This window comes from Tsukamurella serpentis, assembly GCF_054780975.1.
This window is the reverse complement of the sequence record NZ_BAAGVH010000007.1, coordinates 47,246-66,656: the sequence shown is the minus strand read 5'-3', so window position 1 is coordinate 66,656 and position 19,411 is coordinate 47,246. Positions and strand designations below refer to the sequence as shown.

The following is a 19,411-nucleotide window of genomic DNA, read 5'->3' as shown; positions in this document are numbered from 1 at the left end:
TGGCCGTCAGGAACGACTCGGACGGTCGCCGTCGCCGGCTTCGAGCTTGTTCAGTGCGCGTCGCAGGGCCTGTGCCTCGTCGGCGCCCACCCGGTCGACGAAGTGCACCAGGGCGGCCTCGCGGGAGCTCTCGGCCTGCGCGAGAGCGTCGAACATGAGGTCCGCGACGAGTTGTTCGCGGCCGAAGGCCGCCGTGTACCGGTGTGCGCGGTCGGTGCGGATCTGGCGGACCAGACTCTTCTTCGCGAGGCGCTGCAGGACCGTCATCACTGTGGTGTAGGCGAGTTCGCGGTCCGAGGAGAGCGACTCGTGCACCTGTCGCACGGTCTGCGGTTCCGTGGACGCCCAGAGGTGGTCCATGACCGCGCGCTCGAGATCTCCCAATGCCGCCATTCCAGCGATTCTACTCGGAACCGACCGGATGGCTACGACGACGCGTCGTAAAAAAGATCACACAAAATTAGGGCTTGCTTAGTTAGGGGAGGCTGGCCTAGAGTGGTTCTTGTCGCCGAGAGCGACGGATGAACCACATCGGACCGTGACGCGAACTGAGGGCTGCAGTGATCCGCCGGTCTGTGCCACGGCGGGTCCGGGGGATGGCTGAGCCCCCGGACCCGCCGATTCTCCTTCTTCAGCCCTGTTCTCATCTCGGTCGTGCTCGCGGTGTCAGTCCCGCGGCATGATCAGCCACAGCAGCAGGTACAGCAGGAACTGCGGCCCCGGGAGCAGGCAGGACACCACGAACAGCACGCGCACCAGCGTGGCGTCCAGCCCGAAGTAGCGGGCGATGCCCGAACAGACGCCGCCGATCCAGTTGTTGTGCATGTCGCGGGCGAACCGCTTCGGCGGGCGCTGCTGCGGGTACGTGGGGTCGGAGGCGGGGAACAGGTTGTTGTCGGTCATGACTCCACAGTGCCGCACCACCGCGCGTCCGGCATCGGGGAAGACCCGGAATCGGGTCCTGAGATCGCACAGGGGCGGTCCTCCGGCCGGGCCGACGACGCGCCGCCTAGGGTGAGGCCATGACACACGCGACTCCCGGGCAGCAGCAGGTGATCGACGCGATCACCGCACAGGGCACGGCCGGCTTCGACCGCATCCTCGGTCTCGAGTACACCGAGGTCACCGCGGACGGTGTCCGGGCGCGGCTGGAACTGCGGCCGGACCTGCATCAGCCCTTCGGTATCACGCACGGCGGTGTCTACTGTGCGGTGATCGAATCGGTGGCCAGTGTCTCGGGCGTGGTGTGGCTCGGCGGCAGTGGCCACGTGGTCGGCGTGAACAACAACACCGACTTCCTGCGCGCGGTCTCCACCGGCGTCCTGACGATCCGGTCCAGCCCGATCCACCGCGGCCGCCGTCAGCAGTTGTGGCTGGTGGAGATCGACGCCGAGGACGGTAAGGCGGTGGCGCGCGGGCAGGTCCGGCTGCAGAACATCGAGGCCTGATACCCGCGCGGCGCGCTCAATCGCCGGTCAGACCGCCTTCTCGGACTTCTCCTGCGGCGTCCCGAGTGCGGGCTTGGCGACCCGAGGTTCGCCGCGGTGCGCCGACTTCGGAGAGCTGGTGTGCACGGGCGGGATGGCCCGCTTCGCACCGGTCTGCAAGGCGTCGAGCGCAGTACGCGCGTACACCTGCTGCTCGGTCACCACCATCTGACCGCGCTTGTTGGTCAGGAAGGTGATCGCCCACGAGGTGAGCGTGATGAGTCGGTTCTGGTAGCCGACGATGTACCACAGGTGCAGTGCCAGCCAGCCCACCCAGGCCAGGAAACCGCCGAACTCGAGCTTGCCCACCTTCGCCACGGCGCTGGCCCGCGACACCGTGGCCATGGAACCCTTGTCGAAGTACTTGAACGGCTTGCGCTCGGACGGGCTCTGCCCGTCCAGGCCCGCCTTGATCGCCTTCGCCGCGTAGGTCGCACCCTGGATCGCCCCCTGGGCCATCCCGGGCACGCCTTCGACCAGCATCATGTCGCCGACCACGAAGACGTTCGGGTTGCCGGGAATGGTGAGGTCGGGCAGCACCTTGACCCGGCCTGCCCGGTCGGTCTCCGCACCGGACTGCTCGGCCAGGATCGCACCCAGCTTGCTCGCGGCGACACCGGCGGACCACACCTTGCACTGCGCCTCGATGCGACGCTCGGTGCCGTCCTTCTCCTTGACCACCAGGCCGTCGGCGTCGATGTCGACCACCATGGCGTTGAGCTGGATCTCCACGCCCATCTTCTCCAGCCGCTTCGCGGCCATGGTGCCCAGCTTCTCGCCCATCGGCGGCAGCACCGCAGGGGCGGCGTCGAGCAGGATGACCCGCGCCTCGGTGGGGTCGATATTGCGGAAGGCGCCCTTGAGCGTGTTGTCGGACATCTCCGAGATCTGGCCGGCCAGCTCCACGCCCGTGGGGCCGGCGCCGATCACCACGAAGGTCAGCAGCCGCTGGCGCTCCTCGTGATCGTTGGAGAGCTCCGCCTGCTCGAACGCGCCCAGGATGCGTCCGCGCAGCTCCAGAGCGTCGTCGATGGTCTTCATGCCGGGTGCGAACTCCGCGAACTGGTCGTTCCCGAAGTACGACTGATCGGCGCCCGCCGCCACGATCAGCGAGTCGAACGGGGTCACCGTCTCACGCTCGAGCAGGTGGCTGGTGACGGTGCGGTTCTCCAGGTCGATGTCGGTGACCTCACCGAGCAGCACCTCGGCGTTCTTCTGCTTGCGCAGGATCATCCGGGTGGCGGGGGCGATCTCGCCCTCGGAGAGGATGCCGGTGGCGACCTGGTACAGCAGCGGTTGGAACAGGTGATGCGTGGTCTTCGCGATCATGGTCACGTCGACGTTCTCCCGCTTGAGGGCGCGGGTGCCGAACAGGCCACCGAATCCCGAACCGATGATGACCACCTTGTGGCGGTGCGATCCGTCGCTCATTACTCTCGTCGCTCCTGCGTTCGCGTCGATGCCGGAACCCGGCGTGTCCGGTTCCACCGTAGTCGCCTGTTCAGCTCTCGTCTCGGCGCCCACCCGAAGTCGTGGCCCGGCGCTCGCGATAGGCAGCCACGTGGGTGCGATTGCCGCAGTTCCCCTCGGTGCAGAACCGTCGTGAACGGTTCTTCGACAGATCGATCAGCACCCGGTCGCAGTCCTCGGCGGCGCATCGTTTGAGCCGGTCGACGTTGCCGCTGCGCACCAGGTCCACCAGCGCCATCGCGGCCTCGGCCCGCATCCGCACCGGAATCGGCGCGTCGTCGGCGGTGAAGTGCAGATGCCAGTCCCAGCTCCCGTGCCGAGTCAGGCGCGGCTGCTGCGGCGAAGCCGCGAGCATCTCGTTCACGAGTGCGGCCACCCGGTCCGGGTGGCCGGCGGCCCACACCGCGGCCAGGCCGGTGCGCAACTCGTGGACCTGTCCGAGGTCGGCGGAGTCGGCGCTGCTCCAGCCGGTGAACTCGTGCCGGCGCAGGTACTCCTTCAGCGCGGCGACGGTGCCCAGGCGTTCCTGCCCGTCGTAATCACTGTTGACCAGGTCGGCGGCCATCACCAGAGACGGCTCCGTGTCATGGGCGAATTGCATTTGACTCCTTACGGCCGGCGCCGTTATCGTCACTAGTGTAAGTCATTTGACTCCTTACAACTCTCGGTCGGAGGTGACGATGGGGCGGGGTATCGCAATCGCATTGGTGTCGGGACTCGCATTCGCGATGTCCGGACCGTTCGGCAAACCCCTCCTCGCCGCCGGATGGAACCCCGCCGGAATGGTGCTGGTGCGGGTATGGATCGCCGCGCTGGTCACCCTGATCCCCATGCTGATCGCCGGGCGGCACCGGCTCGCCACACTCCGCCGAGCTCCACTGACGGTGCTCGCGTACGGCGTGCTCGCGGTGCTCGCGGTGCAATTGGCGTACTTCAACGCGATCGCACACATGTCCGTCACCGTCGCGCTACTGATCGAATTCTCCGCGCCCCTGGTGGTGGTGCTGTACCTGTGGGTGCGCTGGGGCCGGCGCCCCTCGGGGACCACGGCACTCGGCGCCGCGGTCGCCGTCGCCGGGCTGATCGCCGTGGTCGGCGCGGCCTCCGGCGGTGCGGTGGTCACCCCCGTCGGCCTGGCCTGGGCGGTGTTGTCCCTGTTCGGCCTCGCCGCGTACTTCCTGCTCGCCGAGGACGGCACCCGCGCAGAGGACGCCGCGACCGGCAAGGGCACCGTCGACCAGTTCGCGCTGGCCGTCGGCGGCATGGTCGTCGGTGCGGTACTGCTGACCCTCACCGCGCTCACCGGACTCACCCCGGTGCGGGTCTCCACCCAGCCGGTGATCCTCGGAGAACTCGGAACGGTCCCGTGGTGGATTCCCGCGGTGGTGGTCGGCGCGATCGCGACCGGGCTGGCGTACGTGGCGGGCATCGTCGCGATCAACATGGTCGGTCCCACCCTGGCCTCGTTCCTCGGCTTCTCCGAGGTGATCGCCGCGGCCGCCGTCGCCTGGCTGATGCTGGGAGAGGCACTGACCGCGGTGCAGATCGCCGGTGCGGTGGCCATCGTGGCCGGGGTGATCGCGGTCAAGCGGGGCGAACGCGCGCCCGCTCGGATCGCGCCAGCCAATCCGCACGATGGATCTCGTACTCCACCCGTGCGTACGGCGTGAGATCGGCGTCGGTGTCGCCGAGCTCGATCTCGTCGGCGAGCGATTCCCAGTCCAGCATCGCGATGTCGAGCTGCCGCATCCCGAGGCCGGCCAGAACCCGGCGCGAACCCAGATTCGACCACGCCGTGGAGGCGTAGACCCGGCCGGTGACGCCCCGCTCGAAGGCGTGGCCCACCAAAGCCTCGGCGGCCTCGCTGCAGAACCCCCGCCGACGGTGCGCCGCCACCACCGAGTAGCTCAACTCCAGACCGCGGGCGCGGCTGTGCGCGGAGGCGCGCAGCGCGATCCGCCCGAGCGTCCGGCGGCTGTGCCGATCGATGATGTGGAATCGTCCGGCGGCGGCGGTGTGCGGGGCCGCGTCGACCGCACCGGCCACCGGGGAGAGATGCAGACGTGCCGTCTCGATGTGCGCACGCAGACCACCCCTCACGGGGAACCAGGGTAGACGCCGGCGCCGCGCCCGCGCCGGAATTCGCGCGGGTGTCGCCACGGCGGTACCGCGGGCACTGCCATAATGTGCGGCGTGACGTACCGAATCGCTCTTGCCACTTCCGCCGCGCAGCCGGACCTGGATGGTCGCGGCCAGGAGATCATCGCGGCGCTGCGCGCAGCCGGCCACGAGGCCGAGGCCGCCGTCTGGACCGACTCCGCCGTCGACTGGGAGCAGTTCGACGCCGTGGTGATCGCCGGCGCCTGGGACTACGCCCAGCGCTACGACGATTTCCTGGGCTGGGCCTGGCGCGCCGCCGCCCAGAGCCTGGTGCTCAACCCCGAGCCGCTGGTGCGCTGGTACGCCGACAAGCGCTACCTGCGCGACTACGAATCCGAGGGACTGCCGATCGTCCCGACCCAGTTCATCACCGTCCACGACGCCACCCTCGACCACGACTACCTGGGTGTGGCGCACGTGGTGCGCCCGAGCATCAGCGGCACGCTGGCCGAGGCGGTCCGGTTCGGCCCGGAGGACTCCGACGCCAGCCGGGCCAAGCTCGAGGAGATCAAGGCCGCGGGCACCTCGGTGATGGTCTCCCCGGATCTCGGCGAGTCCAGCGGCGTCAGCCTGGTCTACATCGGTGGTGAGTTCAGCCACGCCTTCGGCCGCGACCTCGCGGCCGAGCTGGGCGCCGACGCCACCGAGGGACGCCCGGCCGAGACGCCCACCGATGTGGAGCCCACCGAGGCCGAGCGTCAGCTGGCCGAGGCCGCCCTGGCGCCGATCGACCCGAAGAACCCGCCGCTGTACGTGCGGGTGGACCTGGTCCGCCGCGCCGACGGTGATCCGCAGCTGCTGGAAGTGCAGGTGGTCCAGCCCGATCTGCACCTGGAACGGCTCGACGGCGGCGCCGAGAAGTTCGCGCAGGCGGTACTCGCGCGGGTGGCGGCCGAGAAGGCCTGACCGCCGGCGGATCGCTAACCGGCGCGAGCAGCCGGTGCCCGGGATGCTCGCGCGTAGTGCGGCTGCAGCCGCACCGCAGCACCCGGCCGCAGATCCGCGTGTCGCGGCGCGGGCACCTGCGCCACCAGGGCCGTTCCGTCCACGGTGACCGCTTGCACCCGGCAGTGGCCACCGGTCACGGTGACCTCCCGGACGGTAGCCGGTAGACCATCTCCGTCCGGTCCGGACACCTCGAGCGCATCCGGGCCGAAGACCCATGCGCCGTCGCCGTCCGGCAGCAGGTTCATGCCCGCCAGCCGTGCCGCGAACGCCGTCGCCGGACGTAGGAGCAACTCGGTCGCATCGCGCTCGTCCACCACACGGCCACCCTCCAGTACCGCCGCGCGGTCGGCCAGGGCGACCACATCGGCGGCGTCGTGGGTGATCACCACACAGGTCAGATCGCGGATCAGATCCCGCAGCAGGGTCCGGACCTGTGAACGTGCAGCGACGTCCAAGGCCGAGAGCGGCTCGTCGAGCAGGAGCACCTGCGGTCGCGCGGCGAGCGCCCGGGCCAGCGCGACGCGCTGCGCCTGACCTCCGCTCAGCTCGGTCGGCCGCCGATCCCGCAGTTGCTCGGCGCCCACCGCATCGAGCCAGTGGTCGGCGGCGGCCGCGGCGTCCCGGCGGGAAGCGCCGGCACTGCGCGGCGCGAAGGCGACGTTGGCGCGCACACTCAGATGCGGGAAGAGGCGGGTGTTCTGCCCCAGCAGCGCCACGCTCCGGCGATGCGCGGGCACCCGCACGCCCTCGCCGAAGACGGTCCGCCCGGCCACCGTCACCGAGCCCGATGCCGGAAGGATCAGACCGGCGACGGCGTCGGCCACCGTCGACTTGCCGGTCCCGTTGGGACCGAGCAGGGCCAGTGTGCGGCCGGTGGGCACTGTGAAGGTCGCATCCACGTGACGTTCGGGCACGCGCACGTCGACCTCCAGCCCGTTCATCGCCGCCACGACCGCACCCCGTACACCGCCGAGACGATGACCGCCGCCACCACCAGCAGCACCAGCGACAACGCCACCGCGGCCTGCGGGTCGGTCTCGTTGCGCAGGTAGATCTCCAGCGGGAGGGTGCGGGTGGTCCCGGCCAGGGAGCCGGCGAAGGTGAGCGTGGCACCGAACTCTCCGAGCGCGCGAGCGAAGGTCAGCACCACTCCCGAAGCGATCGACGGCAGCACCAGCGGCACCGTGATCCGCCACAGGGTGACCGACGGTGACGCCCCGAGAGTGGCGGCGGTGCGCTCGAAATCGGTGCCCAGGGTGCGCAGCGCACCCTCCACGGCCAGCACCAGGAAGGGGAGTGCGACGAAGGCCTGCGCCAGAACCACCGCGACCGTCGTGAACGCGACCTGCTCGCCGATCCCCGCGTACTGGCCCAGCAGTCCGCGCCGCCCGAAGGCGTAGAGCAGCGCGATCCCGCCCACCACCGGGGGGAGCACCAGCGGCAGCAGAACTACCGGGCGGAGCACCCCGGCCAGCCGGGAGCGGCTGCGCGCGAGAACGGTGCCCAGCGGTACCCCCACGACGATGCACACCACCGTCGCTGCCAGTGAGGTCTGCAGTGACAGCGCCAGGGCGGTCCGCGAGTCGTCGGAGGTGACCAGGGCGACGAACCGTGACCAGTCGACCTTGGCGATGACGGCGGCCAGCGGTACCAGCACGAACGCGACACCCAACCCGGCCGGGACCAGCAGCCACCGGGGGAACGCGGTCACGGCGCCCCGAAGCCGGCGTCCGCCAGGGCCGCCCGGCCCTGCGGACCGCGCACGAAGTCGATGAACGCGCTCGCGCCGCGCGCATTCCTGGCCGCCGTGACCGGTGCGATCGGATACACGTTGACCGCGCCGTCGGCCTGCGGGAAGTCGACCGAACCCACTGCGCCCCTCGCGCCCCGGACATCGGTGCGGTACACCAGGCCGGCGTCGGCCTGCCCGTGCCGGACTTTGGCGAGCACCCCGGAGACCGAGTCCTCCTCGCTGACCGGCTTCAGCCGCACGTCCGCCGCCGTGGTGACCTTCACCGTCGCGGCGCCGCACGGAACCGGAGCCGCGCACACCACCACCGAGGTGCCCGGCCGGGTGAGATCCGTCAGCGAGGTGATGCCCTTCGGGTTTCCCGGCGCGGTCGCGATGGTCAGCACGTTCGTCGCGAACGGGTCGGAGCTCCGCACCACGCCCTGGGACCGGGCGCGGTCCATGGTGGGGGTGTCGGCGGAGGCGAAGACATCGGCCGGGGCGCCCTGCGCGAGCTGGGTGAGCAGACCCGACGAACCGCCGAACGAGAACTTCACCTCGGCGGCGGGGTTCCGGTCGCGGAACTCGGCGGCCAGCCGCTCGAACGTGGCCTGGAGACTGGCGGCGGCGTACACGACCACGGTGCCCGAGACCGCACCGGACGCGCCGGATGAGGTCTCCCCGGACCGGTCCCCGGTCGAGGTCGAGCACGCGGCGACGACGGTGACGGCGACGGCGAGGATCGCCGCGTTGAGGGGGCGAGTGACACGCATTACATCTCCCGTGGTCTGGGGCACCGGTCGTCGTGGACGACAATATCCATATGTCTATTTCCGAGGTGAAGATCGCTCTGCGTTGGTCCGATCAGGATGCGCTGGGCCACGTCAACAACGTGACGATGATGCGCCTCCTGGAGGAGGCCCGCATCCGCTTCCTGGTGGGCCGGGAGGAACTCGGCGCCGGCGCTGAGCAGCCGGTGATGTTCGTCGCGCACCAGGAGATCGATTACGCCACCCCGCTGGTCTACTCGGACGAGCCGGCAACGATCGCAGTGTGGATCACCCGGATCGGGAACACCGGTTTCGACATCGGCTATCAGGTCAAGGGCGCGGACGGGGTGGTCGCGGCGATCGCCGAGACCTCGATGGTGGTGGTCGACGGTGCCGGCTCGGGCCGGCCGGTCCCGATCCCGGAGAAGCTGCGCGCCCTCCTGGAGGAACTGCACGGTGAACCGGTGCCGTTCCGCCGTCGCCGGGTGAGCGTCTAATCCGCGATCGCCGCGACGTAGCGGCGCGCCACCAGCCGCTGGATCACCCGTGAGAGCGGGTGACCCAGGCGGGTGAACCAGCGGCCCGGCCGGGCGAATCCGACCACCTGCGCGACCACCGCACCGTCGGGATCGTCCGGCCCGCCGCGCAGTTCCACCCCGAACCACTCCTCGCCGCTCTCCGGGTGGCCGGGCAGCGAGCCGTAGGCGAAACCGGCGCGAGCCGGCTCGTCGACCACGTACACCACCCGGCAGGGCACCCGGATCGGTCCGAGGAACCAGGCCCGGATCAGCAGGATCGTTCCGGGGCGGGCGGTGGCGGTGCTGGACCGTACTCGCAGTCCGGCGCCGCGCTGCATGCCGTACGCCAGGATCCTGCTGCGGGCCTCGGCGAACGCGGCCGGGCCGGTACCGATCACCTTCTCCGCGCGGAAGACGTGCGCGTCGGCGGGTGGGGTGCCGCGGGTGGCACCGACCTCCGAATACGTGAACGGGGTGCCCACCAGCGCCGCGAAGTCAGTCATGACAACCGACGTTACGCGTCCGCCCCGCAGAGCAGCTTCGCACGCTAGGGTTCGAGATGATCATCCGCACATGAAGGTCACCGAGGCGAAGGAGAGAGTGTGGCGAAGGTGGAGAAGACCGTCGAACTGGCGGCCGCCCCCGATGAGGTCTGGTCCAAGGCGGCCGATCTGAATCTCCTGCAGGACTGGGTGACACTGCACGACGGCTACCGCAGCGACGTCCCCGAGGAGCTGGCGGTGGGCACGACCTTCAGCTCGGTGGTCAAGGTCAAGGGCATGCGCAACCGGGTCGATTGGACCGTGGCGAGCTACCAGCCGCCGCGTGATCTGGTGCTCGACGGCAAGGGTGTGGCGGGCACCAAGTACAAGTTGACGGTCTCGATCACCCCGTCCGGTACCGGATCGAAGATCGTGCTGCGCGTGGACCTCGGCGGCCCGCCGCTGTTCGGTCCGGTCGGCGCGACGGTCGCCCGCTCGCTCAAGGGTGAGATCGGCGAATCCCTGGACCGGCTCGCGGGGCTGGTCGGCTGACCCGACTGATGGGAGGGGCGCACAGGTGGAGTTCACCGATCTGGTCGGAACCGCGGTACGCAGCGGGCTGGACTGGGGAACCGGCGCCTTCGCCCGTCTGCGACAGCGATCGGGTGTCGACGGTCCCCGGCCCTGCGAGGGCCTGATCCTCGATGTCGACGACACCCTGATCGACACCGCCTCCGCGATCGCGGTGGCCTCCCGCTCGGCTGCACTCGAGGTGTGGCCGGATTCGACGACCGCAGCCCGCGAGCGGTTCGCCGAGCACTTCCGGGCCGATCCGCAGTCGGTCTTCGCCCAGTACACCGAAGGCCGGCTCCGGTTCCACGAGATGCGCAAGGCGCGGATCGCGGCGGCCGCCGACGATGCCGGACTGATCTGGGAGGCACGGCGCTACCGCCGCTTCTGCAGCGGCTACGACCCCACCTTCGCGGCGGCGCAGCGCCTGTACCCGGATGCACTCACCGCGGTCCAGGCGGCGCAGCGGTGGGGCATCACGGTGGTGCTGCTGACCAACTCGTCCAATCCCGCCACCCGGATGAAACTCCAGGTGCTGGGGGTGGCCGACAAGTTCGAACGGGTGGTCACCACCGACACCCTGGGGATCGGCAAGCCCGATCCGCGGGTGTACCGGCACGCCTGCGAGCTGGCCGGGGCGGCGCCCGCCGCGTGCATCGCCGTCGGCGACGACTACCGCAACGACGTCGCCGCGGCCCGGGAGGCAGGATTGCGGGCGCTGTGGCTCGACCGCTCCGGCTCCGGCAGCGGATCGCCGCCGGCGATCCGCTCGCTGGCGGAGCTGCCTGCGGCCCTGACCCACGCGGTCTGAGTAGTCAGTGGCCTGTGTTAGAACTGCGGCCATGCTCACAGTGCACCGCTCCGAGCGAGCAGAGGCCCTCCTCGAAGGTCTCGCCGAGGTGCTCGCCGTGCCGGCCGGGGATCCGTTCGCCACGGAGGTGATCGCGGTCCCGGCCCGCGGCGTGGAGCGGTGGATCACCCAGGGGCTGGCCTCGCATCTCGGGGTGGCCGCCAACATCTCGTTCCCCAGTCCGGCGGCCCTGATCGCCGATGCCGTCTCCGCGGCCACCGGGATAGCGCCGGAGGACGATCCCTGGCGCGGTGAGTCCCTGGTCTGGCTGGTGTTGACCGCGATCGACGAGCTCGCCTTCGAACCGGCCGGCGCGGTACTGGCCCGGCACCTGGGCGTGGTCCGGCCGGGTGGCTGGGAGCAGCAGCCGGGGCACCGTCCTCGTCGTCGCTACCCGACCGCCGAGTTGCTCGCCGGGCTGCTGCGCTCCTACGGTGCGAACCGCCCCGGGATGCTCGTCGACTGGGCGGCCGGTCGCGACACCGACGGTCTCGGAGGGGCGCTCGACGAGGATCTGGCCTGGCAGGCCGAACTGCTGCGCCGCGTGCGCGCCCTCGCCGGGGTACCCGGTCCCGCCGAGCGGCTCACGGACGCCGTCGCCGCCCTGCGTGCCGATCCGGCGCTCAGCGATCTGCCCGAACGACTCTCCGTGTACGGTCCCACCCGGATCCCCGCCGACCAGGCGATGGTGCTGTCCGCTCTGGCCGCCGGGCGGGAGGTGCACCTGTGGTTGCCGCACCCGAGCCCGGTGCTGTGGACCCGGGACGGGGGCCCCGAACCGATCGCACCGTCCGCACCGAGCCCGCGCCTCGCCGGGTTCGCCGCGGCCAACCCGCTGCTGGCGTCTCTGGGGCGCGAGTCACGGGAACTGCAGGCCCGGGTCGCGCCGATCGCCGACACCGACGTCCATCACCCGCCGCGGCGGCCCGGCGCGACGGTGCTCGGCCGGCTGCAGGCAGCGATCGCCGAGGACGTCCCGCTCTCGGGATCCCTGGAGGTGGACGGTTCCGTCGAGTTCCACGCCTGCCACGGTGCGGCACGCATGGTCGAGGTGCTGCGTGAGCGGCTGGTCCGGTTGTTCGAGGACGATCCCTCCCTCGCCCCGCGCGAGGTCCTCGTCACCTGTCCGGACATCGAGACCTACGCCCCGCTGATCCGGTCGGCCTTCGGCGCAGCCGAAACCGACGACTCCGACGGCCACCCCGCGCGCCGGCTCCGGGTCCGCCTGGCCGACAGATCCCTGCGGTTCACCAATCCGCTGCTCGACGCCCTGGTGACGGTGCTGGAGATCGCCGATGGCCGGGCCACCGTCGCCGAGGTCCTCGACCTCGCCGCGACCGAGCCGGTGCGCCGGCGGTTCCGGTTCTCCGACTCGGACATCGAACGGCTCCGCGAGTGGGCGGGCCCGTCCGGCGCCCGCTGGGGCCTGGACGCCGGTGCCCGCGAACGTTTCGGGCTCAGCGGCTTCCCGCAGAACACACTGGCCACGGCCCTGGACCGGATCGTCCTCGGGGTGGTCGCCGACGAGACCGACGGTGACTGGCTCGGTCTGGGGCTACCCCTCGACGACGTCGATTCCACCGACATCGACCTGGTCGGCAGGTTCGGGGACTTCCTCGACGTCCTCACCACCGCCGCCGCCACCGGACGTGCGCGCCGGCCTGCCGGCGAGTGGGCCCACTGCCTGCAGGAACTCCTCGACCGGATCGGCGCGGTGCCGCCGAGCGAGGCCTGGCAGCTCACTCAGGCCGGGCGCGAACTGGCCGGTGCCCTGCGCGGCGGTGCGGACCGCGATCTCACCCTGTCCGAGGTGCGTTCGATGCTCGGGTCCCGGCTCGCCGCCAAACCCACGCGCGCCAACTTCCGCACCGGAGAACTGACGGTGTGCACCCTGGTACCCATGCGGTCGGTCCCGCATCGCGTGGTGGTGCTGTTGGGGCTCGATGACGAGATCTTCCCCCGCGGCACCCGCTACTCCGGTGACGACGTACTCGGACGCACGCCCTGCGTCGGGGAGCGCGATCCACGCGCCGAGGACCGTCAACTGTTCCTCGACGCCGTCACCAGTGCCTCCGACCGGCTCCTGGTCTTCTACACCGGGGCGGATCCGGTCAAGGGGACCAGGCGGCCGCCGGCGGTCCCGGTCGCCGAACTGCGCGACGCCGCGAAGGCGCTGCTCGCCGATCCGCAGGCTCGCGGACTCGAATTCGAGCACCCCCTCCAGCCCTTCGATCCCCGCAACTTCGATCCGGACCACTTCGGGTTGGGGGTGCCCTTCTCCTACGATCCGGCCGCGCACGCCGGCGCCGAGGCATCCACCAGGGCGCCGAAGCCGGCCCCGCCGCTGCTGGCGGCGCCGCTCGCGGCCGCGGTGGAGGATGTCGATCTCGACGCGCTGATCAGGTTCTGCGAGCATCCGGTTCGTGGTTTCCTGCGGCAACGGCTCGGATTCACCGTGCCCGATCAGGACGACGAGCTCGCCGAAGCCCTGACCATCGCCCCCGACGGGCTGCAGAAGTGGGACATCGGGGAGCGGATGCTCGCGGCCACCCTCGCAGGCGTGTCCCGGGAGAGGTTCGCCGCGGCCGAGGTGCGCCGGGGAACGTTGCCGCCGTTCGCGCTCGGCGGGGCGGTCCTCGACGGCATCGCCGGAGGCGTGGCCGAGCTCGCGCGGGTCGCCGGGCCCCTGATGGTGGGGCCGTCGGACACCGTCGACGTCTCCGTGGACCTGGGCGAGGGCCGCCGGCTGGCCGGATCGGTCCCCGCGGTGCGGCCGGACGGGATTGTGCGGGCCTCGTACAGCAGACTGGCACCGAAACACCGCATGGCGGCGTGGGTGGCCCTGCTCGCGCTGGGCGCCGCCGGTTTCGAGGATCGCACCGCGCTCGCGATCGGGCGCGCCCGGTTCCGCGGTGTGCTCACCTCGAAACTCTCGGTGCCGGCGGATCCGGTGGCGCAGCTGCGGGTCCTGGTCGACCTGCGCGACCGGGGCCTGACCGAACCGCTGCCCCTGTTCCCGTCCGCGTCGGCGGTGTACGCCGAACGCGGATTGGCCGGTGAGACCGCACAGCGGGCGCTGGAGATCGCTCGCACCGAGTTCGACGGCGCCTTCGGCGACGGGAAGGACCGGTCCGTCCGGTACGCGCTGGGGGAGCGCGCCTTCGACGACGCCCTGGGGCCGCCCCACGGCGACGAGACCGGGTTCTCCCGCGCCGGAACCCGGCTGGGTGCGCTCGCGGCCCGGTTGTGGGTTCCCCTGCTCACCCATGAGGAGCTGTCCTGATGCCCCGCGAATCCGTCCTCCCCGTCACAGGTTTCGAGCTCACCGGACCGCTGCCGTCCGGCGGCACCACGGTGCTGGAGGCGAGCGCGGGCACCGGTAAGACGTACGCCATCGTCGGCCTGCTCACCCGGTACGTCGCCGAGGGCGTCGCCGAGCTCGGCGAGATGCTGCTGATCACGTTCTCCCGCGCCGCGACCCAGGAACTGCGCGAACGCGCGCGGTCCCGCCTGATGTCCGCGGAGCAGGCGCTGCGCGATCCGCAGTCCGCCCGCACCGGTGCGGACGAACTGCTGCGGCATCTGGCCACCGGCGACGAACAGGAGGTCGCGGCCCGGCACCGTCGGCTGGTACTGGCGCTGTCGGACTTCGACGCAGCCACCATCACCACCACGCACGGCTTCTGTCAGCGGATGCTCGACGCACTCGGACTGGCGGGCGATCTGGAACCGGGGGTCCAATTCGTCGAGGACGTCTCCGATCTCATCCAGGAGGTCGCCGAGGACGCCTACCTGGCCATGTTCGCGGGCCGGCCCGATCCGCCGTTCCCACTGGCCACCGCCCACCTGTACGCGCGGACCGTGGTCGCCAATCCTCGCGCGCGGATCACCCCGGCCGACGCCGCTGCGGGCTCGGACGTGGCGCTGCGGGTGCAGTTCGCCCACGCCGTCCGCCGTGAGGTGGACCGCCGCAAACGCGCCGGGCGGCTGCGTGACTTCGACGACCTCCAGGGCCTGTTGCGTGAGGCTCTGACCGATCCGGTTCACGGTGCCCGGGCCTGCGCTCGCCTGCAGCAGATGTACTCCGTGGTGCTGGTGGACGAGTTCCAGGACACCGATCCGGTGCAGTGGGACATCCTGCGCGCCGCCTTCCACGGCGCCCGCACCCTGGTACTGGTGGGCGATCCGAAGCAGGCCATCTACGCCTTCCGGGGCGCCGAGGTCTACAGCTACCTGGAAGCGTCGAGGGCCGCCACCACCCACCGGGCCCTGGACGTCAACCGCCGCTCCGACGGACCGCTGGTCAGCGCACTGCAACACCTCTACGGGGATGTCGCGCTGGGCGACACCCGGATCGTGGCCGGCCCGGTCCGCGCGCACCGGGCCACCTCCCGGCTCGACGGCGCACCGCTGCGGCTGCGGTACCTCGGTAGCAACGGCGTCGGCCCGAAGACCCAATCCGGTGTGCCGCGGGTGCCCGGTGTGCGCACCGCAGTGCTCGGTGACGTCGCCGCCGACATCGTGCGGACGCTGGCCGCGGCCGAGGTGCTCGACGCCGACGACGGCCCCCGGACAGTGGAGCCGAAGGACATCGCGGTGCTGGTGCGCAAGAACGAGCACATCGGTCTCCTACAGACCTTGCTACAGGCACACGGCGTCGCCGCGGTCGCGGCCGGTGGTTCGAGCGTGTTCAGCACCTCCGCCGCCACCGACTGGCTGCGGGTCCTGCAGGCACTGGAGAATCCCGGCCGCAGCGACCGCGCCCGGCTCGCGGCGCTGACGCCCTTGATGGAGTACACCGCCGCTGACCTCGACCAGCGCGGGGACGAGCTGGTCTCGGAGATCAGCGGCCGGCTGCGCACTCTCGCCGGGATCTTCGCGCGTTCCGGTTTCGCCGCGATGTTCGACGCGCTCGCCGGCCGATCGCGCTTCGACGAGCGCATGCTCGGCCAGGTGGGCGGCGAGCGCACCCTCACCGATCTGCGGCACGTCGCCGAACTCGTGCAGCACGCGACCGTCACCCTGGGGCTGGGACCGGGCGCAGCCACCCGGTGGCTGGCCGAGCGGATCGCCGATCCGGGACTCGGCGGCACCGCCGACCCGGCGCGCCGACTCGCCACCGATGTCGCGGCCGTCCAACTGATGACGGTACACGCCAGCAAGGGGCTGCAGTTCCCGGTGGTGTACCTGCCCTTCGCGTGGGACTCGTTCGGCGGCTTCGGTGACCGCGACACCTTCACCTTCCACGAGGACGGCGAGCGACTGGTGGACGTCGGCGGCAAGGACGCCCAGGGTTACCCCACGCGGCTCGCGGCGGCCCGCGCCGAGGACGCCGCGGAGGAACTGCGCCTGCTGTACGTGGGGGCGACTCGGGCACAGTCGCGTCTGGTGCTGTGGTGGGCGCCGAGCACCACGACCAAGGGCTCGCCACTGCACCGCCTGCTGTTCTCGGAGGTCGGCGGCGGCCGGGTACCCGCGGAGTCGGCTCCGCTCCCGGCCGACGGTGACGTCGGCGCACGGCTGCGGGAATGGGCGGGCCCGATCGCCGGATCGGTGTCGATCGAACCGGTCGACCTCGACCCGGGGGAGTTGCCGCAGTGGCGCCCCCGCGACGACGACTTCCCGATCCTGGAGCTGGGCCGTGCGCACCGGCGGATCGATCCGACCTGGCGGCGCACCAGCTACTCGGCGCTGGTCGCCGATGCCGCCCACGGCCCCGCCGAACAGACCGCGGACACCGGCAGTGAGCCGGAGGACGCCGGTGTCGCCGACGAGCCGCTCGACGAACCGATCGGCGACCGGACACCCGCCTCGGTCACGACGCAGGCACCGCCGAGCCTGATGAACGGACTCTCCGGTGGTGCGGTCTTCGGCACACTGGTCCACGAGATCCTGGAGAACGTCGACACCGGCGCCCCGGACCTCGACGCCGAGGTCCTCGCCCGGTGCCGTGAGGCCGCCGAGTACGGCGCCACCGCGGACGATCCGGAGGAGGTGGCCACGGCCCTGCTCGCGGTGCTGCGTACCCCGATGGGCGCCGGCACTCTCTCCGGCCTCACCCTCGCCGAGATCGCCCCCGGCGATCACCTCGCGGAACTCGAATTCGAACTGCCCCTTGCTGATGAGCGCTCGGCGACCCTCGCGACGATCGCAGACCTGCTCGCCGCACACCTCCCCGACGACGATCCACTCGCCCCGTACGCACAGCGGCTGCGGGAGATCCCGGGCGCCGCACTGCGCGGGTACCTCACCGGCAGTATCGATTCGGTCCTGCGGATCCGGCGAGACGAGGAACAGACGTACACGGTCGTCGACTACAAGACCAACCGCCTCGCCCGCGGTGACCTCACCACCGCCGACTACACCCCCGAGGCGATGGCGCGGGAGATGATCTCCTCGCACTACGTGCTGCAGGCGCTGCTGTACTCGGTGGCCTTGCACCGCTTCCTCCTGTGGAAGCTCCCCGGGTACTCCCCGCAGGCGAACCTCGGTGTGGTGCAGTACCACTTCGTACGCGCCATGATCGGGCCGCACACGCCGCCGGGGGCGGGCGTCTTCGAATGGCATCCGCCCGCCGACCTGGTGGTCGCGGTGTCCGAGGCACTCGCGGGAGGACGCCCATGACCGCCCCCACCCTGCTGGAGACCTTCACCGGCGCCGGCGTCCTCGCTTCCGCCGACGTGCGGGTGGCCACCACCTTGGGCCGGCTCGGCGGGGAACCGGACGAGTCGGTGCTGTTGGCCGCGGCGCTGGCCACCCGTGCCGTGCGACTCGGATCGGTCTGCCTGGAACTGTCCCGGCTACGTGACGTCGCGGTCGACGGTGACGGCGAGATCGACGTCGACGCGCTGCCCTGGCCCGAGGAGGACGCACTGCGGGGGGCACTGCGGCGAAGTCCGCTGGTGGTGGGTGCACAGACCGGCCCACTGCGGCCGCTGCGGCTGGTCGACGACGAACTGCTGTACCTGGACCGCTATCACCGACAGGAACAGACCGTGCGCTCGGTGCTCGACGCCCGCGCGGGCGCCGTGTCCGGAGTGGACATCGCCCGGTTGCGGGAGGGGCTGCGCACCCGGTTCGGCGAGCCCGGGCCGGATCGTCAGCGGCTCGCGGCCGCGGTCTCGGTGCTCGGGCAGACCACCGTGCTGGCCGGCGGTCCCGGCACCGGGAAGACCTACACCGTGGCGCGGATCCTGGCGCTGCTGTTCGATCAACACGGTCCGGGGCTGCGGGTGGGGCTGGCCGCGCCCACGGGACGGGCAGCGGCGCAGCTCGCAGGTGAGGTCCGCGCCCAGGGAACGGCACTGGGACTTCCCGGTGACCTGCAGGCCCAGACCATTCACCGCATGTTGGGCTTCAAACCGGGGAACGCCAGCCGGTTCCGGCACGACGCAGGCAATCACCTTCCGTACGACGTGGTGGTGGTCGACGAGACCTCGATGGTCTCGCTGACCATCATGTGCCGCTTGCTGGAGGCGTTGCGCCCCGACGCCAGGCTGATCCTGGTGGGCGATCCCGATCAGTTGGCGTCGGTGGACGCCGGTGCCGTCCTCGCCGATCTGGTGGTCCGGGGTGTGACCTGTGAGCCTTCGCCCGAGTTCGAAGCACTGCTCGCCGAGGAGGCGGACCGGACCGGTGGTGAGGAGGAGGTGCTGGTGCCACAGGAGCTCGCCGATGCCCGCCGCGGGGTGATCCGGTTACGCCGGGGCCGCCGGTTCACCGGCGCGCTCGGTGAACTCGCCGATGCGGTGCGCCGGGGTGATGCCGACCGGGTGATCGAGCTCGCCCGCGCCGGAGGTGACGGCGCCATCGAGTGGTGTGATCCGGATGATCTCGACGGGCTGCGAGCGGACGTCGCAGCGGCCGGAGCGGCGACCGCATCGGTGGCTCGGGAGGGGCTGGCGGCGGAGGCTGCGGCCGGCGTGCAGCGGCACCGGGTGCTGTGTGCGCACTCAGAGGGCCCGTCCGGGGTGACCCGGTGGGCGCAACTCGCCGAGGAATGGTCCGGCGTGCGCGGCGGATCCGGTTGGTACGCGGGACAACCACTGCTCGTGACCGCCAACGACTACGACGCGAAGGTGTACAACGGTGACGTCGGGGTGGTGATCGCCCACGACGGCGACCCGACCGACCTGCGCGCGGCCTTCGCCCGCGGCTCCGAGGTGGCGCTGCTGTACCCGAACCAGTTGGTCGCGGTGCGCACGGTGTACGCGATGACGATCCACCGCAGCCAGGGCAGCCAGTACGAGGCGGTGTCGGTGGTGATCCCACCCGCGGATTCGCGGCTGTTGACCCGCGAGCTGCTCTACACCGCGATCACCCGCGCCCGGCACCGGGTCCGGTTGATCGGTGCGGAGGACGCGATCCGAGCCGGCGTCGAGCGACGGGTGCTCCGGGCCAGTGGCCTCCGCGGCGGCGGGGGCTGAC

The 19,411-nt window shown here is 71.2% G+C and carries 18 protein-coding genes; 9 read left to right on the top strand and 9 right to left on the bottom strand.

Translation table 11 applies throughout. The features are described from left to right. Window positions 1–6: 6 nt before the first annotated feature. Together ACYVHG_RS14280 and ACYVHG_RS14275 are read right to left on the bottom strand one after the other, a co-directional pair. Window positions 7–393 carry a BlaI/MecI/CopY family transcriptional regulator gene (locus tag ACYVHG_RS14280; protein WP_461168138.1) on the bottom strand — a complete coding sequence of 129 codons (387 nt, stop codon included), beginning with the start codon at window positions 391–393 and terminating at the stop codon, window positions 7–9. A gap of 273 nt (window positions 394–666) precedes the next feature. Beyond that, window positions 667–903, bottom strand: a complete 237-nt coding sequence (locus ACYVHG_RS14275) for a PspC domain-containing protein (protein ID WP_461168137.1) — start codon at window positions 901–903, stop codon at window positions 667–669. Between the two features lie 119 nt (window positions 904–1,022). On the opposite strand from ACYVHG_RS14275, the gene ACYVHG_RS14270 reads away from it, so the two are divergent. Then, entirely contained in the window at window positions 1,023–1,448 is a 426-nt protein-coding gene (locus tag ACYVHG_RS14270) for a PaaI family thioesterase (RefSeq protein WP_461168136.1), read from the top strand. Window positions 1,449–1,475: 27 nt separating this feature from the next. Here ACYVHG_RS14270 and ACYVHG_RS14265 read toward each other — a convergent pair whose 3' ends face one another. Both ACYVHG_RS14265 and ACYVHG_RS14260 read right to left on the bottom strand, forming a co-directional pair. Continuing rightward, on the bottom strand, window positions 1,476–2,918 hold the full coding sequence (locus ACYVHG_RS14265; protein ID WP_461168135.1) for an NAD(P)/FAD-dependent oxidoreductase: 1,443 nt from the start codon (window positions 2,916–2,918) through the stop codon (window positions 1,476–1,478). A 70-nt stretch (window positions 2,919–2,988) separates the two neighbouring features. Continuing rightward, window positions 2,989–3,558, bottom strand: coding sequence for a CGNR zinc finger domain-containing protein (locus ACYVHG_RS14260; protein WP_461168134.1), 570 nt, complete (start codon window positions 3,556–3,558; stop codon window positions 2,989–2,991). Between the two features lie 79 nt (window positions 3,559–3,637). On the opposite strand from ACYVHG_RS14260, the gene ACYVHG_RS14255 reads away from it, so the two are divergent. Further along, window positions 3,638–4,627 (top strand): EamA family transporter, encoded by a 990-nt coding sequence (locus ACYVHG_RS14255; protein ID WP_461168189.1) that lies wholly within the window; start codon window positions 3,638–3,640, stop codon window positions 4,625–4,627. Here ACYVHG_RS14255 and ACYVHG_RS14250 read toward each other — a convergent pair. Continuing rightward, window positions 4,542–5,057, bottom strand: coding sequence for a GNAT family N-acetyltransferase (locus ACYVHG_RS14250; RefSeq protein WP_461168133.1), 516 nt, complete (start codon window positions 5,055–5,057; stop codon window positions 4,542–4,544). The two genes, ACYVHG_RS14255 and ACYVHG_RS14250, sit on opposite strands and share 86 nt — an antisense overlap. Before the next feature lie 93 nt (window positions 5,058–5,150). Here ACYVHG_RS14250 and ACYVHG_RS14245 point away from each other — a divergent pair, with 93 nt between their 5' ends. Further along, on the top strand, window positions 5,151–6,023 hold the full coding sequence (locus ACYVHG_RS14245; protein ID WP_461168132.1) for a hypothetical protein: 873 nt from the start codon (window positions 5,151–5,153) through the stop codon (window positions 6,021–6,023). A 14-nt stretch (window positions 6,024–6,037) separates the two neighbouring features. Here ACYVHG_RS14245 and ACYVHG_RS14240 read toward each other — a convergent pair whose 3' ends face one another. The 3 genes from ACYVHG_RS14240 to modA are packed head-to-tail and all read right to left on the bottom strand — an operon-like array spanning window position 6,038 to window position 8,567. After that, window positions 6,038–7,006 carry an ABC transporter ATP-binding protein gene (locus ACYVHG_RS14240; protein WP_461168188.1) on the bottom strand — a complete coding sequence of 323 codons (969 nt, stop codon included), beginning with the start codon at window positions 7,004–7,006 and terminating at the stop codon, window positions 6,038–6,040. Continuing rightward, window positions 7,003–7,776 carry an ABC transporter permease gene (locus ACYVHG_RS14235; protein WP_461168131.1) on the bottom strand — a complete coding sequence of 258 codons (774 nt, stop codon included), beginning with the start codon at window positions 7,774–7,776 and terminating at the stop codon, window positions 7,003–7,005. Before ACYVHG_RS14235 ends, ACYVHG_RS14240 begins: the two co-directional genes overlap by 4 nt. Further along, window positions 7,773–8,567, bottom strand: coding sequence for a molybdate ABC transporter substrate-binding protein (modA, locus tag ACYVHG_RS14230; protein WP_461168130.1), 795 nt, complete (start codon window positions 8,565–8,567; stop codon window positions 7,773–7,775). The genes ACYVHG_RS14235 and modA overlap by 4 nt, the downstream gene beginning before the upstream one ends. Before the next feature lie 50 nt (window positions 8,568–8,617). On the opposite strand from modA, the gene ACYVHG_RS14225 reads away from it, so the two are divergent. Further along, entirely contained in the window at window positions 8,618–9,061 is a 444-nt protein-coding gene (locus tag ACYVHG_RS14225; protein ID WP_461168129.1) for an acyl-CoA thioesterase, read from the top strand. On the opposite strand, the gene ACYVHG_RS14220 is transcribed toward ACYVHG_RS14225, so the two are convergent. Beyond that, a complete protein-coding gene (locus ACYVHG_RS14220) occupies window positions 9,058–9,585 on the bottom strand; it encodes a DUF1990 family protein (RefSeq protein ID WP_461168128.1) in 528 nt (175 codons plus the stop codon). The two genes, ACYVHG_RS14225 and ACYVHG_RS14220, sit on opposite strands and share 4 nt — an antisense overlap. A gap of 99 nt (window positions 9,586–9,684) precedes the next feature. On the opposite strand from ACYVHG_RS14220, the gene ACYVHG_RS14215 reads away from it, so the two are divergent. Genes ACYVHG_RS14215 through recD form a run of 5 tightly spaced genes read left to right on the top strand, consistent with a single transcriptional unit; the run spans window position 9,685 to window position 19,410 of the window. Continuing rightward, complete coding sequence (locus tag ACYVHG_RS14215; protein WP_461168127.1) at window positions 9,685–10,116, top strand: type II toxin-antitoxin system Rv0910 family toxin; 432 nt, start codon at window positions 9,685–9,687, stop codon at window positions 10,114–10,116. A gap of 25 nt (window positions 10,117–10,141) precedes the next feature. Continuing rightward, the gene (locus tag ACYVHG_RS14210; RefSeq protein WP_461168126.1) at window positions 10,142–10,945 is read left to right on the top strand and encodes an HAD family hydrolase; all 804 of its coding nucleotides are present in this window, start codon (window positions 10,142–10,144) and stop codon (window positions 10,943–10,945) included. Window positions 10,946–10,976: 31 nt separating this feature from the next. Continuing rightward, complete coding sequence (gene recC, locus ACYVHG_RS14205) at window positions 10,977–14,267, top strand: exodeoxyribonuclease V subunit gamma (protein WP_461168125.1); 3,291 nt, start codon at window positions 10,977–10,979, stop codon at window positions 14,265–14,267. Continuing rightward, window positions 14,267–17,608 (top strand): UvrD-helicase domain-containing protein, encoded by a 3,342-nt coding sequence (locus ACYVHG_RS14200; RefSeq protein ID WP_461168124.1) that lies wholly within the window; start codon window positions 14,267–14,269, stop codon window positions 17,606–17,608. The genes recC and ACYVHG_RS14200 overlap by 1 nt, the downstream gene beginning before the upstream one ends. Beyond that, window positions 17,605–19,410, top strand: a complete 1,806-nt coding sequence (gene recD / locus ACYVHG_RS14195) for an exodeoxyribonuclease V subunit alpha (protein WP_461168123.1) — start codon at window positions 17,605–17,607, stop codon at window positions 19,408–19,410. The genes ACYVHG_RS14200 and recD overlap by 4 nt, the downstream gene beginning before the upstream one ends. The last annotated feature ends 1 nt before the right edge of the window (window position 19,411 follow it).